We start from the raw sequence: 15989 nt of genomic DNA on the forward strand, positions 1-15989 counted from the left end.
GGATCGGAGGTCATTAAGCTTACTTGTTATGCTTGATTTGCAAGGTCCAGACTTGTTTCGTCAGGAAGTCTGCTTGACGAGCTTAAGGGTGCGGGCGCTGCCGGAAATCTCCTCGAAGAAGTCGACATCATCCTGCGCCAGGCGAACCCACGCCTTGACGCACTTCGGATCAAAGTGCACTCCGCTGTCCTTCACGATAATCGCCATAGCGTCTTCATGCGACATGGCCCTCCGGTATGAACGGGACGAAGTGAGCGCATCATAGACATCCGCAACCGCCGTAATGCGGGCCAGCAGCGGAATGTCATTTCCCGCCAGGCGGTCGGGATAACCCGTGCCATCCCATTTCTCATGATGCGAGCGGATGACTGTCAGCTCATCCTGCAGGAAACCGAGCCGCTTGCACATGTCATAGCCGGAGACAGGATGAAGCTCAATGATTATGCGCTCCTCCGGCAGCAGCTTGCCGGGCTTGTTCAGAATGGAATCCGGCACCTTCAGCTTGCCGACATCATGGACAACGCCTCCCTGTGCGATGGCGCGAAGCTGCTCCGTGGTCAGCTCCATTTCTTCCGCCAGCCGCAGCGCATAGAGCGCAACACGCATATTATGGCCGGCAGTGTAGGCATCCCTGACCTCAGTTGCCATAATCAACGCCCGGACACTCGGTGTCATGCAGGCTTCCAGCCAGACGCGGGGATCCGATTGAAACAATACCTTCAGAGATGAGGTGAAGGATCCTCTGGAGAAGTATTGGCGGATCAGGCCGCCGATCATGATCATCATCGATCCCAGCAGCAGCCCGTGATAGAGCCACCAGCTGAGCTTCCATGTGATTCCGGTTACGATAATATATTGGGTAACCAGCAGCCAGCCCGAGCTGTATACAATTGCCTGCTGAAGCGGAAAGCGCGCAGCCCGGTATGAATGCCAGTAGCGGTACATCGTCCATATGCATCCCGCTCCGGTCAAACCGGCTGCAATCCAGTTATAGGGCTGGTTCGCGAGCATCAGCCTATCCATCAGATCAGGACGAAGGAATGTAAACAGGGTAAAGGCAGCAAGCAGCAGCACCCAGCCGGGGATTAACCATCGGCGCCATCTGGCGAGCAGCCGGACAAGAGGATGATCCGAAGACGCTGCCGACAAACAAAGCCACATGACCGCCAGCATGACGCTAAGCTGTGCGGCGATTCCGGCTATATGCTGCTCATGCATCAGGAAGCCGGGAGTGGACAAGCCATGCAGAACGAATATTTCAGCCATCGACACATAGGACAGGGACAGAAACCCGACCTTGATATTGCGCAGCCGATGTCCGGTGTAGCCGACCGCTACCGCTACAATGAGGGCAAGCGCGGCGATGGCGCTCACAATGTAGAAATGTCCTGTAGGAGCGTTCACGGAAATGTCAGTACCCTGGAACGAACGAAGCAGCTCATAAACCAGCAATGGCACTATCGTAATCGTCAGCGGCCAGATAATCGACTTCCCCTTATCCTGCATGAAGCTTCCTCCCGTTTCCCTGATTAAATACGCAAAACGAATTTCATATATGTGGCACCAGGAAGCAATGGACTTCACTGTCCTGGAAGAAAGCTCTTTTTCTCTATATCGGCTTTTCTTAGCCAAGAATTTAGGTCTATAGTCACAAATATCAGTCAAATTTTGTCGTAATATATCGTTTTAATTTGGCATTCTGCAAGGTCAAAAAACCGGCTGCAATTCCTCCCGCAAATTGCAGAAGCGAACACAGCCGGCTGTTTGTAATCATCAATTCAGGTCCTGCATGAACACTTGATCTTTACCGTTCTCCAATCGTTAAATTACCTGATCCTGTCTCGACGCTCACCAGGATGCCGCCATCACCGAATACTACATTTTTCTCATCATCGTCGTCTGTTGACTGCACTGCGCCATCCCAATGATTGCGCAGGTCTCCAGATCCGCCGTCGAATTTGAATCTGACCGATTCCGGCCTTGCATCCGTATTAACGGTAACATCGCCGCTGCCGCTTGACAGCTCCATGGGGCGGGTAATCGCACTTTGCTCCACGCGGATGTTGCCGCTTGAGGTCTTCGCCTCCAGCTCGGCATCCACGTCGTACAGCTTGATATCTCCGCTGCCCGCTTCAGCCGACAGCTCCCGGGCCTTCAGCTTCTCGACCGTGATAACCCCGGATCGCATATCCAGCTCCGCCGTGTCGGCCGTTACATCGGTAATTGTCGAATTCCCGCTGCCTATATCGAGAGAAAGCTTGCCGACGGTCAATTGGTTGAACTTCACATTCCCGGAGCCTGCTTCGACATCCAATGTCTGTGCAGCCAAATCCGTTATGCTGGTGTTGCCGCTGCCGCTGTCCAGAGCGAGGGAATCATACTGCTGCTCTGGCAGTTCCAGCTTGAGCTTGGCGTTAAAAATGCTCACTCCAAAGGAAAATCCGTTTTTCGCATCAACACCGACCGTAACGGTATCGCCATTCCGAACGACTTTCAGTTTTGTGGATTTCACAAATTTCTCGCTCACCTTGCCGCTGAGAGAAGCCTTGATTTCATTCGTCGGGCCTTTCACGACCGTTACATCCATACTTTCCATCGAAAGGATAATATTCTTCGCGCCTGTGCCGTCAACTGCCTGATTCTGAGCGATATCGACCGTTCCGAAATTCCAGAATCCGTCCCTGCCCATCGTTGCGCCCGTACCAATTATTCCGACCACCAGCAGAATTAAGGCAATAATGATCCAGTTTCTCATTGTTTTTTCACCCTTATCATTCTCGAATTGAATTTCAGATACTGCAGGGTCCCTTTTGATACCGCACCGGTCAGCCATTTCGTGAACGCCCCGAGCAGCATGCCTACAGCCAGCAGCGAGATAGCGATGAAGACGGACTGAATCAGTGTGAACGTCCCGCCGATCGTCCCTTCGTAAATGGCATACAACGAGGCTATTCCGATGGCGATGGAGGATGCCCACAAGGCCAGCAGAACGCCTAGAAGTGCAATGTAAGGGCCAAGTACGAATATGAGGTTAAAAAATCCCAGACTTACCGCGGCAAGCACCGCGCGAGACACATGGGTAATGCCTCCGTTCCTGCTCTCGGCCTGTTCCACACGGTATCCCAGCAGCATTTCTTTGGCTATAAGGCGCGGATCCCCCAGCTCGTGGGCAGCCTCCTCCTCGCTGCGGCCATGCTCGGCAGCCTGCCGGAAATGCTCCTCATAATCAAACATCCATTCACGGCGCAGCGGTTCGGGAACCGGCGCAAGCAGGTCCCAGAGATGCTGCAAATATTGTTCTCTTATCATCGTTCCACACCTTCCTTAATCAATTGGTCCACGGATATGGAGAAGGACCGCCATTCCCGGATCAGATCCATCAAATGCTCATGGCCATGCGGTGTAAGCTTGTAATACTTGCGCGGCGGACCCTCAGTGGACTCTTTCAGGTAGGTGGAGAAATATCCCTCCAGCGTCAGCCTGGCGAGCAGCGGATAAACACTTCCCACCGCCACTTCGAATTTGGAGGAGATCGATACGGCAAGCTCATAGCCGTAGCGGTCTTCCCAGGCGGTCAGAGCGAGCACGCACAGATCCAGGACGCCTTTTTTAAACTGTACATTCATTCACAGCGCTCCCTATGATACATTGTATGGTATTCATCATTATAGAATAGCGAGGCAAAAAAATAACCTCCTGCAGCTATAATATATCACCTGCTATTCAATTATGCAATATAGTGGAGCAGTATTTTTTTAAAAAAGGCTTAGGTCGTCATTTTGCCGGTTAAGCCAGCTTTATTCCATCAGAAAGATAAGCAGCGCATAGACCGGATTTGATACGGTCATATATTTTTGGAATCGGCCTCCCGCCCTGTCTTGTCCGCTCGTGAACAAGCGTAATTTTCAAGGTGGAAGGCCTCTCATCCTGCCTGCTTTACGTCCTACATGCGAATGTCGATGCTTCCGCCCAGATGGGGCTGTACGCTGCGCTCCATCATCTGAACAAGCGACTGCGCGTTCTCCTGCTGCGAATCAAGCTCTTTGCCCAGAACAGCGATTCCAACTTGCTGCTGCAGAGCGCTTGACGACTGGCCGGTTACCAAAGCTCCAATTCCTCCGATGTCCATTAACGGTTCATCCTCCATTCTGTTGTATGCTCTCTCCCGCTATACCAGCCGGTACTGCTAATATCGGTTGGGATGCCGATCCGCTTTAGTGAACAGGCGCAATATGATATGCTTTGTTTAAACTATGAATGCGATGTGGAGGCATGAACATGAGCAGCAGCTATGAAGTCGATGTGAAGCAGGATGTCTACACCCTTTATACACTCAAAGAACCGGGCACGGACTCATCGGTGACGGTATGTCCGGAACGCGGCGGCATCGCCATCAGCTGCCAGCTGAAAGGCGAGGAGCTGTTCTATCTGGACCGCGAATCCTTCAACGACCCAGAGGCCAATATCCGCGGCGGCAATCCTGTGCTGTTCCCTATCTGCGGGCAGCTTGAAGAGGGCGTGTACGAGCTGGATGGCGCTACATATACGATGCGCAACCATGGCGTGGCCCGCAACCGCGCATGGGAGGTCGTCTCGACCTCGGAGGAAGGCGAAGCCTCAGTAACACTGAGGCTTCAGAGCGGCGAAGGCACGCGGGAGCAGTTTCCTTTTGAATTCGAGCTGCTGTTTACCTACGCTCTGGTCGACGGCGCGCTGCATATCCGCCAGAGCTACCGCAACTTATCGGACACCGCCATGCCGTTCTACGCCGGCTTTCATCCTTATTTCAAGAGCACCTCAAAAGCGCTTGTCTATGACACCGATGCAACGCGTTACCTCGATTATAACGATAATGAGGTTAAGCCCCTTCGCGGGGCCGTCGATCTGGGCGGACTCAAGGAATCCGTCGCCCTGCTGGATGCGGACAAGCGCGAAATTGCCTTCCCCGGTCCGGGCGGCACCGGGCGCGTGCACATGTCCTATAGCGATGTGTTCAAATATGTGGTGCTGTGGCAGGTGAATGATAAACCGTTCGTCTGTGTGGAGCCATGGATGGCGCTGAATGCCGAGTTCAACCGCAAGGATGAGCTGTTTATGCTGCCCGCCGGCGAAACGCTCAAGGCGCAGTTGTCGATCGGATATACCCGCTGATAAGGTTCGTATATGTAAGAAGAAACGGCTGCAGCCGTCCTTTGGCGGACTACGTTCTATACGGTCAAAAAAATTCCACTTTGAAAGCAGGGGATGTTCATGGCGGAAGGTATATTGCGTTCGCTCGGCGGATCGGATCTTGCGCTCTCGCCGCTTGGTCTGGGCTGCTGGCAGTTCAGCAAGGGGCGGGGCCTCGTCGGGAAGTTCTGGCCTGTTCTGGAGGACAGCGTCATCCGCGATATCACGCGGATCAGCTGGGAAGGCGGCATCAACTGGTTTGATACCGCCGAAGCTTACGGCGGCGGACAATCCGAGGAAATGCTGGCCGATGCGCTGAGCGCGCTCGGTGATGCAGGAAAAGGCGCACACGTCGCCACAAAATGGTGGCCGGCTATGCGGACTGCCGGCAACATTGGAAAGACGATCGATGAACGCCTGCGCCGTTTAAAGGGCTGGACTATCGATCTGTATCAGGTTCACCAGCCGTATTCCTTCTCTTCCGCCTCAAGTGAAATGAATGCCATGGCGAAGCTCGTGGAGCAGGGCAAGATCAGGCATGTGGGCGTCAGCAATTTCTCGGCCGCGAAGATGGTGGAGGCAGACAAGACGCTGCGCCGGCATGGCTTGCGGCTTATATCCAATCAGGTCAAATACAGCTTGCTGGACCGCCGCATTGAACGCAATGGCATTATGCAGACCGCCAAAGAGCTTGGCGTTGCGATTATCGCCTACTCCCCTCTGGAGCAGGGGATTCTGAGCGGCAAATTCCACAGCAATCCTGAGCTCGTCAAGCAGATCAGCGGCCCGCGCAAATGGTCCAGCGGCTTCAAGCCGGATGCCCTGAAGCGCACACAGCCGCTCATTACGCGGCTGAGCGAGCTTGCCGGCAAATACGGAGCCTCCCCCAGCCAGATTTCGCTCAACTGGCTCATCCATGCGCATGGCGAAACCGTATTCGCCATCCCCGGCGCATCGAAGCCTCACCATGCAACAGAGAACGTCAACGCGATGCGTTTTGCGCTCGAAGAGGAGGAAATCCGCGAGCTTGCCGAGCTTGCGGACCACAGCAAACGATAGAAACCGCTGCAGCGGACGAGAAGGAGCATGGCGTCAGAACTGACGTTATGCTCCTTTTCTGCTGCGCTTCCCGGTGCGCACAACGGCTTCAGGCACCTGGTTCGCCTTGTCTCATCGTTCCCCAAGAACCGGCGGTTCTGGCTCTCGGCTGCAACTGACCGATACTCCGTCCGGTCCAAATAAGAAAATTGCCCTAATCTGCGCCCGTTTGAAGATAAGTACGGAACACAATATCCTGGTTGTAGTTGCCGAAGCCTTCCCCGTAAATCGTCAATCCGCCCACATGGACGGCGTTCTCGGGCACAGCCAGCTTGAGCATCCATTCATTGCGGGTCATTATGATATCCTCAAGCCTCACATTCGACAGCCGTTGGCCGTCCAGATACGTCCCCTCCCTCGTAACGCGTATGATTTTGAGCCAGCCATACTGGTTCACCGTCCACCACGAGGGCGTAAGCATACCCCGCCCCTCGCCGGAATCGCCTGGACTGGTCCATACGCCAAGCAGCGTATCGTTCAGGTAGAAGTGGATATCCGAAGGCCAATCCGCCTGAACGCCAGGCGCCTCCGATCCGATTTCAAGCGAAAATTCGATTTCTTCAAGCTGCTGGCTGCTGAGCACATAATTCGGAATGCGGTATTCCACATACCCTTTGCCGAACCACAGAATGCGGGCATGCATCCGCTGCGGCTCATGAAAATAACGGGGGTCGTCATATTGGCCGATGATGCGGTCCAGTGTCGCCAATCCGCAGGTCGGATGGACCTCGAAGCTCGAATAGTGGCCAACCGGTACCGAGACCTCCTGATATTCGCGCTGCTTCTCGCCCATCTGCGGTATATTCAGCTCCACCCGGCTGACGGCAAGGGAACAGATCTTGTGCGTCCCCCCGCCCCTGCGGACCAGTTGGGTATGGATAAGCCCCCCTTTCTCCAGTTTCTTCGTATGCATCGTCACGATCGCACTGCTTAGTCCCAGCGCGGATGCAAGCTCCTTCACATTCATGGGCTGACCGGCCAGCAGCTCCAGAATATGCAGCCGGACCCCGCTCGCCAGAGCTTCGTATAAAGGCAGCCATTTACGGTCTGTATTTGCGCGTATCATTCCATTCTCCCTCTATCCCGATTAACAAAACCATTAATTCATCAAGATTGAAAATTAAAGCTTGTAATGGGTTTATTGTTCGTGTTTAATAATGATGCAGGCAACTATTCAGGTTAATTGATTTATATATTTGTTAATTTAACATGAGGTGATGACCATGTCAAACAAAGCCAAAATGGTAGTGGACAAGGATTTCAAGATCGGTGAAGTGGACAAACGGATCTATGGATCGTTTATCGAGCATTTGGGAAGAGCCGTCTATGGCGGCATCTACGAGCCGGGTCATGAATCGGCAGACGAACAAGGCTTTCGCAGCGACGTTATGGAGCTGGTCAGAGGCATTGATGTGCCGATCGTCCGTTACCCGGGCGGCAACTTCGTCTCCGGTTACAATTGGGAGGACGGGGTCGGTCCGGTCGAATCCAGACCGCGGCGGCTGGAGCTGGCCTGGCGGACGGTTGAACCCAATCTGTTCGGCCTGAACGAATTTATAGACTGGTGCCGCAAGGCGGACACGGAAGCGATGATGGCCGTCAACCTCGGCACGCGTGGACCTGATGAGGCCAGACAGCTGGTGGAATATTCGAATCATCCCTCCGGGACCTATTTGAGCGATCTGCGCATTCAGCATGGCTACAAGCAGCCCCATAACATCAAGACCTGGTGCCTCGGCAATGAAATGGACGGCCCATGGCAGATCGGCGCCAAGACAGCAGCCGAGTACGGAAGAATCGCCAACGAGACGGCCAAAGTGATGAAATGGGTCGATCCCTCGCTTGAGCTTGTCGCCTGCGGCAGCTCCAATCTTGGCATGGCTACCTTCCCCGAATGGGAAGCTACGGTTCTTGACCTTTGTTACGCCAATGTCGATTATATTTCACTGCATCAATATTATGGCAACCGCGACAAGGATTCGGCCAACTTCCTGGCTCAATCGATGGGGATGGATTCGTTCATCAATACCGTTATCTCCACAGCGGATTACATCCAGGCAAAGAAACGCGGCAAGAAGAAAATCAATCTTTCCTTCGACGAGTGGAACGTCTGGTATCATTCCAATGAAGCCGATAAGAAACTCGAGCCATGGACCGTCGCTCCTCCGCAGCTCGAAGACATCTACAACCATGAGGATGCGCTGCTCGTCGGCTGCATGCTGATCAGTATGCTCAAGCGCGCGGACCGGGTCAAAATGGCCTGTATCGCCCAGCTGGTCAATGTCATTGCCCCCATTATGACAGCAAATGGCGGTGCGGCGTGGAAGCAAACGATCTACTATCCTTACATGCATGCCAGCATCTTCGGACGGGGGACGGCTCTTGTGCCGCTGATACAGTCACCGAAATACGATGCCAAGGACTATACCGATGTGCCTTATCTGGAAGCCGTTGCGGTCCATAATGAAGAGCAGGGCGAGGTCACGATCTTTGCGGTCAACCGCAATCTGACCGAGTCCCTGCCGCTCGCCGCCGATCTGCGCAGCTTCGGTAATTTCAGCCTGATCGAGCATATCGTGCTGGAGCATGAGGACCTGAAGGCAGCCAATACATTGGAGAGGCCGGATCACGTCACTCCGCATAACAAAGGCAGCGCGGTTGTTGCCGGCAGCTCGATAGAAGCGTCGCTTGGCAAAGCCTCGTGGAATGTCATTCGCCTCAAGCTGGCCTGATCCATGCAAAACGAAGGGTACCCGCTCATTTGGAGCAGGTACCCTTTTCCAATCATATAGGAATGGTTATGACTGGGCCTCTCGCCCCATCGGCGTAATCAACCCATCCATGCTGAAGGTGTTTTTCTCCTTGTGATAAGCTGCAAGCTTCTCAACATCCTGCTTTTCCGCCCACAGCTTCAGGGTGCTTCGTTCCCCTTCGTAGGTGAAGAAGGGAACACTGTAGCCGCATGAGGTTTTCACCGACTCAACGGATACCGATACGATCTGGCGGGCACCCGGAAGCAGTTGAAAATGACCGATCTTCTCCTGCCATTCCTTCGACCCGGAGAGAATGATGCGGCCTGTTCCGTACAGCCTGAGAATCATCGGCGGACCTTCCACCGCTATGAACATAAGCGTAATCCTGCCGTTCTCCAGCAATGCGCGCTCGTTTCATTGCCGCTTCCGGTAAGGTCGAGATAAGCCACCTCGGTCGGGGAGAAAATACGCAGCACATCGTAGCCCTTTGGTGAAATATTGACATGTCCGTCCCCCTGCAGCGGAGCTGAGCCTACGAAGAACATATGCTGTTTTCGGATAAAGGCCTCATGCTCCGGCAGCATCGCATCAAACAATTTTCCCATTTCGCTTCACCTCGTCAGGAATAGTCATATCTCTATTATGACTGAAATGGCTCGCATAATGAAATATATTAATCTTAAATACTTTATAGACATAAACTATAAACCACTGTAAGAAAAAAAGACTGATGCGGTACACTGACGGCGCTGCACCTATCCTTCTTCCGCGCGTATAGAAATCTATCGTTGGAAAATGTTTATGAATTCTATAAGATTCAAAGTAACCACCAAACGGCCGGGCATGTCTTCTCACTTTTGGCACCTCGCGGGGCTCCCCCCGCGAGGTATGACGGTGCATGATGGCTGTCAATCTCACGTATGTCCTAAGCCACCTGCAGCACGACGCTGAATTTTACGCCCCGGGGGGTATTCTCGATTCCGTAAGAGGCGCCATGGGCATCGAACACCTTGCTGACGATATACAGTCCAAGACCGCTGCCCCCCGTAGCCCGGTTCCGTGATTCCTCGACGCGATAAAAGGGCTCGAACAGCCTGGGCAGCTTCGCTTCATCCAGCTGCGCTCCGGTGTTCACGACCTCCAGCTTATACTGGCGTTTCATCCGGCCGGCCTTCGCATCCGCCCCGTCCTGCTCCATGCCTGCTCCCATCCCTGAGGTTACGCCCCTGCCAGCAGCAGAGCTCAGAGGAATGAACGCTTCTCCGGCCTGCGGCTCCTTCATCTCCGTAATGCGCACGTAAACATGCTCGCCATCGCCGGAATATTGTACGGCATTGCCGATGATATTGGATACGGCCTTGGCCATCAGCCGCTCATCGGCGGCAATGACGGCTTCCTGCGGCAGCTCGCATTCAATCGTCATATCCTTAACCTCAGCCAGATAACTGATGTTTTCGACCGACTCGCGGACAAGCTCAGCCAGATCGACCTGCCGCATCAAGGGCAGAAAATCCCGGCTCTCCAGCTTGGACAGGTCCAGTATCTCGTGCACCAGCTTATCCATGTCGCGCATGATTTTATAGGACTGTCTCAGGTAGGTGTCACGGTCCCGGTAAGCGCCGACATTGCCGATCATCGCCTCCAGCTGGCCGCTCACCGCCGTAATCGGCGTCTTCAGCTCATGCGAGATCGTCGCCACGAATTCACGCCGTTTCTTCTCCTGTTCGCGCTCTTGTTCGATATCATCCTTCAGCTGGGCATTCGCCTCCTGCAGCTCCGCCATGGTCGAACGCAGGTTGGAGGCCAGCTTGCTCAAGCTCTGGGACAGCTCTCCAATCTCATCACCCGACTTCAGCGGATTCGCCGCCGCGGAGAAATCCAGCTTCGCCAGCCTGCGCGCCACATTGTTCAAGCCAAGCAGCGGACGGGCGATCAGGCGCGAATAAAGGGCCGCTCCGCCGACAGCAATGAGCAGGATGGCGATCAGCATGTAGGGAAGGAACCGCAGAATAACCTCGGAAGCTTCATCAATCGGCTGGAGCGGAGCGTTTACCGAAAGCGTAAAGGACTCCGCGCTTTCGGCGAAATGAATGGTCCGGTTCACCGTCAGCGTATTCGGACCTGCCGTTACCGCTGGCCTTGCCGGAACGAATCGGTCCGGATTCTGCCTCAGCTTGCGGAAGCCCGGCAAATCAATGCTGCCTCCGCCGCCTTGAATGAACCACATCAAATCAGCGGGCAGCAGCATTTGACCGTTCACATCCCGCACACGCAGCATCGCGTTATGTTCCTCTCCGAACTTTATAATCAGCGGAATGGCATCCGCGTAATTCTGTCCGTCGACAGCAGCAACAAGCTCATTCACACCGCTGTCCAGCCGGGCTTGCTTGATGGACTTGTAGTAGCCGGGCAGCATGAAATACAGCGTCAAATAGATCAGCAGCGCCGACACGACAAGCAGCGCCGCTGTGATGGTGAATATTTTAAACGTGACGCCCCCGCGCCTCATCCTTCCTCTTCCGCCGGTTCGTTCTCCCATGCGTATCCGACTCCTTTGACTGTTCGAATCACCGAGATAACACCCAGCTTCTTGCGAATATTTTTGATATGGGCGTCGACAATTCTGGAATCGCCGAAGTAGTCATAACCCCATATTTTATCAAGCAGCATATCGCGGGTCATAATCCGGCCGGCGTTGCTGAGCAGCACGCTCAAGATATCAAACTCTTTGGTTGTCGTATCGATCAATTGACCGTCAACATACACTTTATAGGCATCCGGATCCAGCCGCAGCCGGCCGCCAAACAACATCCCGCCCGGCTTCACTTTGCTTTTGGTCCGGCGCAGCACCGCCTCCACCCGCTTCATCAGCACCTGGAAGGAGAATGGCTTCACGACATAATCATCCGCATGCATTTCGAAAGCGCGCAGCTGATCCTTCTCTTCGCCAAGCGCCGTCAGCACGATCACGGGCATGTCGGATTGCTCCCGGATCATCCTGCATACGGTAAATCCATCGAGATGCGGCATCATAATATCAAGAATAACCAAATCGTAGGGCTGCTGCCGAATCTTGTCCCAGCCTTCCCGTCCGTCGCTTGCGACCTCCACCTCATACTGCCGGGAGCGCAGATACTCCGCTATCAGCTCTTGAATATATTGATCGTCCTCTATGACGAGAATATGTGCCGGCATAACCGCAGCAGCCCCTTGTTACTGGAATAGGCCTATTATAAACGGTGAATATGAAATTAAAATGAATGCCGCATGAAGCGGCAGGACAGAAAAAAGGACATCCGTCTCTATGGAATAAATTCGGTTTTTTTCTGCACCGAATATTACTCGCATAAAGAAGATGTCCCGCTTTTCTGACGAAGCCCCGTTTCACCGGCAATTATTGCCGCGGTTCCTTCACCAGCTGCTCCTGCGCCATCCGCACCAATTCCCGGACCATCGATCCGCCGATCCGTCCACCCACATGCCCGACAGACTCCGTGGTCAAACCGCCATTATAGCCATGTTCCATAGGTACGCCAAGCGATTTGGCAACCTCGTATTTCACATCGTCGGGCCTGTTCGGGTCCACTGCATAGCCCTCGCGCCGCATCACTTCCGCCTTAAAGGCGCTCATCTGCTGGCTTACGCCAGGTACAACATGCGTTCTTCTGCCTCTTCTGGCCATTGTATAACTCACTCCTTTTGCCCATCCGGATTTATCTAGGCATAGGTTGCCCGGTGCGGTACGGAATCATGCGCATCATAAAAAGCATCCGTTTAATCCCCGCTTGTTGCGGCGACTAAACGGAGCTTTTGAAATCATTTATCTACTGCCAAGTCAGTCAAACCATCCTTTGATCTTAAACCAGGCGAACATGCCGCCACCGAGAAGAACCATGACAGAGAGGACTCCAAAATAACCGCCATGCCAGGCCAGCTCGGGCATATTTTGAAAATTCATCCCATAGACGCCGGCGATAAAGGTGAGCGGCATGAAGATGGTGGTAATGACGGTCAACGTCTTCATGATCGTGTTCATCCGGTTGGAGCTGAGCGACATATAATGATCCCGCATATCGGAGGTCATGTCGCGGTTGGAATCCACCATCTCCGACAGCTTCAGCAGATGATCGTGAACATCGGTAAAAAACAGCAAATAATGGCTCATCCCGTCAATACGCTGCGTATTCACAATCCGGTATAACAAATCCCGCATCGGCACGATCGTTTTGCGCAGCTTCAGCAGCTTGTTGCGGATTTCAAATACGTCGCTGAGCTTCCCCTGCACCTTAAACTCAAGCTCTTCCCCCTCGAACTCCAGCAGCTGGTCCTCAATCGCCTCCACGGCCGGAAAATAATGATCGACCAGCTCATCCATCACCAGATATGCCGTATACAAGGGGCCTTGCTCTTCGAACTGCGGCTTGCGCAGGAACTTGGACCAGGCTTCTTCCATCTCCTGCAGCGGTTTCCAATGGAAGGTGACCACAAAGCCGGGACCGACGAACATATCCACTTCCACCGGCCTTCGGCCCTGCTCCTCCATCGCATGCAGAACGAAGAAATGGACATTATCGTAATGATCCAGCTTCGGACGCTGCAGGTGCATGAGGCAGTCTTCAATCGCCAGTGGGTGAAAATGAAAATAGCTGTCGAGCAGCTCCACTTCCTCCTCCGTAGGCTTGCAAAAATCAACCCAGATCCATTTTGCCTGCTCACGGTCGATCTCAAGAAGCGGCGTATGCTCAATCAGCTGTTTGTCCTTCGTGATGACTAACGTACGAATCATAATCCGTGCTCCATCCGACTTTTCTTTTCATTGTAGCATTGGAGATTTCAGGGAGCAATTTTACCCGGACTTCATCATCTCCAGCACGCTCTTCCGATTGCTCTCGTAAATCAATCCGGCCAGTTTGACGTTGGGAAATCCCCGTTCCAGCAGCTTCAAGCCTCCGGCCGTACAGGAGAGGTGATGATGGAATTTGTAGAAACGCATCCGGTTTGGATCAAGCCCGCTCCGCTGCAGGTACCGTTCATACTGCCCGCCGAAGCGGAACTGCATGAAGCTGTGCTCATGCTCGATATCAAAATATTCGGCGCCCTCAATATCGATGAGATACGGCTCATTCCGTTCATTCACCAGCACATGATCGGGGCCCAGCTCACCATGGATAAAGCCATACTGCTCACGCGGCTGAATACCGGTCATCAGATGTTCAAGATGCTTCATAATCTGATGCTCCTTCCATTCGCTTTGTTGAATACGCGGCACCGTGAAAGCAAGCTCCCTAAGCGCATGGTCATATATCTGTTTATGGCAGGGATTAGCCGGTGCTTGATGATGCGCTTCTCCGCCGGGCTGCGCCTTTCCCCACGCCTTGCCGCAGCTGCCGTGCATGGCTTGGAGCATCTCTGCCAGATCTCCATAAATTCCATCCCTTTCCCTCACATCCGCCGTTGCCTCTTCACAGGCCTCCAGATTCATGCCGGAAACATATTCGACAATGGCATAATCGAAAGGGTAGCGTCTCCTCTCCCTGTTGATATAACGAATCGCAGGCACGCGAACGCCAATTTGGCTCAGCAGGCGTGTATTGGTCTCGAATTGGAGTGCCCCGTAAGACGCATCCGTTACCCCTCCCTCCCGCAAATCCTGCTCAAAATAATTCGCCGACAGGTCCCAAACAAACAGAATCAAGCACAGTCCTTCCGTACAATTCAGCTTGTAGACCGCTTTCTGCGCGCCCCTATCACTGATCCGGCTAATGTCTTTCAGACGATACCGGTTTCCTCCAATCTCCCTGATATGCTCCTCCAAATCCGCCTGGCTAATATGTCCGCTGCTGTTTTGCGACATGATGCTCCACTCCTTCTCTTGAGTCTGTCCTCGAGCCCGGGAAGAGCTGCAGTATCTCGGGAAAATCTGCTCAAGCCCGAATGCTTCCGGACTATCGTAAACAAAATACCGATAAAAATATAGACTGTTTCGAAACCGTATGTTATGATGTCGAATGAGTTCTGTATAAAAACATCCATACGATCCGGAAGAAACGGAAAGCCGTTTCTGCTTCTGACGGATTCAAAAAAGCCTTGGGACAAATGGGTCCCAAGGCTTTCCTATTGTAAGCTGGATGTGAAAGATGATTCCGCATGCGCAGCCTGTCGGTTTCACCGAACCCTAATGAAGCTGCTTTAGTAAAATCAAACTGGCCGGTTGGCGATCCGCTTGACCTCCATCACGCTGATGCGCTGATCCATAACCTCGTGGAACAGCGTATCCTCCGTGACATGATCGATAAATAAAATACCGTCCAGATGATCCACCTCATGCTGGATGCATCTGGCGAGGAATCCTTCTCCCTCGATCACCACTTGATCTCCGGCCCTGTTCAATGTCCGCACCGCTACGGTTTGTGCCCGCTTGACAATCCCCGCATATCCCGGGTAGGAGAGGCAGGCCTCAGGCCCGGTCTGTTCGCCGCTTGCACGGATGATTTCCGGATTGATCAGCTCAGTCAAACCCTCACCACAGTCCATCACCACGACCCGGCGCAGAATTCCCACCTGTGGAGCAGCCAGGCCTGCCCGTCCATCGGAGTCGTGCAGCGTCTCTGCCATATCCTCCAGCAGCTTGATAATCCTGGGCGTGATCTCCTCGACGGGTTTGGATTTCTTGCGCAGGATCGGATCGCCGAACGGCAGGATTGCTTTGATGCTCATGCTTTAAGCTCCTCTCATTTGATGATTGGGGGTGTGCACCCAAAGGTCATTCGGCTTGCATTCCAGCGCTGTACACAACGCATCAAGCGTGTCAGCCTTCATCTGTTTCGGAGCTGCCGTCAGCAAAGCGCTGATGGAAGGCGCGGACAGACGGTAGCCTGTTTTTTCATGCAAAAGACGACCCAGTGCCGCCCCGGACCAAATGCCCCGCTCAGCCATTACTTGTCTCAACATCCATTCGAGCATATCTCC

Annotated in this window: 16 protein-coding genes and 1 pseudogene; 3 read left to right on the forward strand and 14 right to left on the reverse strand. The window is 53.5% G+C overall.

The annotated features are described in order from the left end of the window. Positions 1-60 precede the first annotated feature (60 nt). From ACFOLF_RS15420 to ACFOLF_RS15440, 5 genes are all read right to left on the reverse strand, one after another. Positions 61-1506, reverse strand: coding sequence for an HD-GYP domain-containing protein (locus tag ACFOLF_RS15420; RefSeq protein WP_210043224.1), 1446 nt, complete (start codon positions 1504-1506; stop codon positions 61-63). Between the two features lie 298 nt (positions 1507-1804). Next, entirely contained in the window at positions 1805-2755 is a 951-nt protein-coding gene (locus tag ACFOLF_RS15425; RefSeq protein ID WP_210043239.1) for a DUF4097 family beta strand repeat-containing protein, read from the reverse strand. Beyond that, positions 2752-3309 (reverse strand): HAAS signaling domain-containing protein, encoded by a 558-nt coding sequence (locus ACFOLF_RS15430; protein ID WP_210043241.1) that lies wholly within the window; start codon positions 3307-3309, stop codon positions 2752-2754. The genes ACFOLF_RS15425 and ACFOLF_RS15430 overlap by 4 nt, the downstream gene beginning before the upstream one ends. Then, on the reverse strand, positions 3306-3626 hold the full coding sequence (locus tag ACFOLF_RS15435) for a PadR family transcriptional regulator (protein WP_210043243.1): 321 nt from the start codon (positions 3624-3626) through the stop codon (positions 3306-3308). The genes ACFOLF_RS15430 and ACFOLF_RS15435 overlap by 4 nt, the downstream gene beginning before the upstream one ends. A gap of 317 nt (positions 3627-3943) precedes the next feature. Beyond that, positions 3944-4129, reverse strand: coding sequence for a YjfB family protein (locus ACFOLF_RS15440; RefSeq protein WP_210043245.1), 186 nt, complete (start codon positions 4127-4129; stop codon positions 3944-3946). Between the two features lie 149 nt (positions 4130-4278). Here ACFOLF_RS15440 and ACFOLF_RS15445 point away from each other — a divergent pair, with 149 nt between their 5' ends. Both ACFOLF_RS15445 and ACFOLF_RS15450 read left to right on the forward strand, forming a co-directional pair. Further along, positions 4279-5151 (forward strand): aldose epimerase family protein, encoded by an 873-nt coding sequence (locus tag ACFOLF_RS15445; protein WP_379114163.1) that lies wholly within the window; start codon positions 4279-4281, stop codon positions 5149-5151. Between the two features lie 99 nt (positions 5152-5250). Then, the gene (locus tag ACFOLF_RS15450; RefSeq protein ID WP_210043258.1) at positions 5251-6228 is read left to right on the forward strand and encodes an aldo/keto reductase; all 978 of its coding nucleotides are present in this window, start codon (positions 5251-5253) and stop codon (positions 6226-6228) included. Between the two features lie 193 nt (positions 6229-6421). On the opposite strand, the gene ACFOLF_RS15455 is transcribed toward ACFOLF_RS15450, so the two are convergent. After that, complete coding sequence (locus ACFOLF_RS15455; protein WP_210043275.1) at positions 6422-7333, reverse strand: ArsR/SmtB family transcription factor; 912 nt, start codon at positions 7331-7333, stop codon at positions 6422-6424. Positions 7334-7490: 157 nt separating this feature from the next. Between ACFOLF_RS15455 and arfA the strand changes: the two genes are divergently transcribed. Continuing rightward, the gene (gene arfA / locus ACFOLF_RS15460; RefSeq protein WP_210043277.1) at positions 7491-8999 is read left to right on the forward strand and encodes an arabinosylfuranosidase ArfA; all 1509 of its coding nucleotides are present in this window, start codon (positions 7491-7493) and stop codon (positions 8997-8999) included. 66 nt (positions 9000-9065) lie between these two features. Here arfA and ACFOLF_RS15465 read toward each other — a convergent pair. The 8 genes and pseudogenes from ACFOLF_RS15465 to ACFOLF_RS15500 form a co-directional block, all read right to left on the reverse strand. Beyond that, a pseudogene (locus ACFOLF_RS15465) lies at positions 9066-9625 on the reverse strand (pyridoxamine 5'-phosphate oxidase family protein). Between the two features lie 320 nt (positions 9626-9945). Further along, positions 9946-11559 (reverse strand): sensor histidine kinase, encoded by a 1614-nt coding sequence (locus ACFOLF_RS15470; protein WP_210043279.1) that lies wholly within the window; start codon positions 11557-11559, stop codon positions 9946-9948. Continuing rightward, positions 11526-12215 carry a response regulator transcription factor gene (locus ACFOLF_RS15475; RefSeq protein ID WP_210043281.1) on the reverse strand — a complete coding sequence of 230 codons (690 nt, stop codon included), beginning with the start codon at positions 12213-12215 and terminating at the stop codon, positions 11526-11528. Before ACFOLF_RS15475 ends, ACFOLF_RS15470 begins: the two co-directional genes overlap by 34 nt. Positions 12216-12414: 199 nt before the next feature. Next, a complete protein-coding gene (locus ACFOLF_RS15480; protein WP_210043283.1) occupies positions 12415-12702 on the reverse strand; it encodes an alpha/beta-type small acid-soluble spore protein in 288 nt (95 codons plus the stop codon). A gap of 153 nt (positions 12703-12855) precedes the next feature. Further along, entirely contained in the window at positions 12856-13806 is a 951-nt protein-coding gene (corA, locus tag ACFOLF_RS15485; RefSeq protein ID WP_210043302.1) for a magnesium/cobalt transporter CorA, read from the reverse strand. A gap of 60 nt (positions 13807-13866) precedes the next feature. Further along, positions 13867-14874 (reverse strand): phosphotransferase family protein, encoded by a 1008-nt coding sequence (locus ACFOLF_RS15490; protein WP_210043312.1) that lies wholly within the window; start codon positions 14872-14874, stop codon positions 13867-13869. 344 nt (positions 14875-15218) lie between these two features. After that, a complete protein-coding gene (def, locus tag ACFOLF_RS15495) occupies positions 15219-15737 on the reverse strand; it encodes a peptide deformylase (protein ID WP_210043321.1) in 519 nt (172 codons plus the stop codon). A gap of 3 nt (positions 15738-15740) precedes the next feature. Next, positions 15741-15983, reverse strand: coding sequence for a helix-turn-helix domain-containing protein (locus tag ACFOLF_RS15500; RefSeq protein WP_210043323.1), 243 nt, complete (start codon positions 15981-15983; stop codon positions 15741-15743). Positions 15984-15989: the final 6 nt, after the last annotated feature.

Origin of the sequence: Paenibacillus sepulcri (assembly GCF_042647105.1) — a bacterium.
Taxonomy (GTDB): domain Bacteria; phylum Bacillota; class Bacilli; order Paenibacillales; family Paenibacillaceae; genus Paenibacillus_Z; species Paenibacillus_Z sepulcri.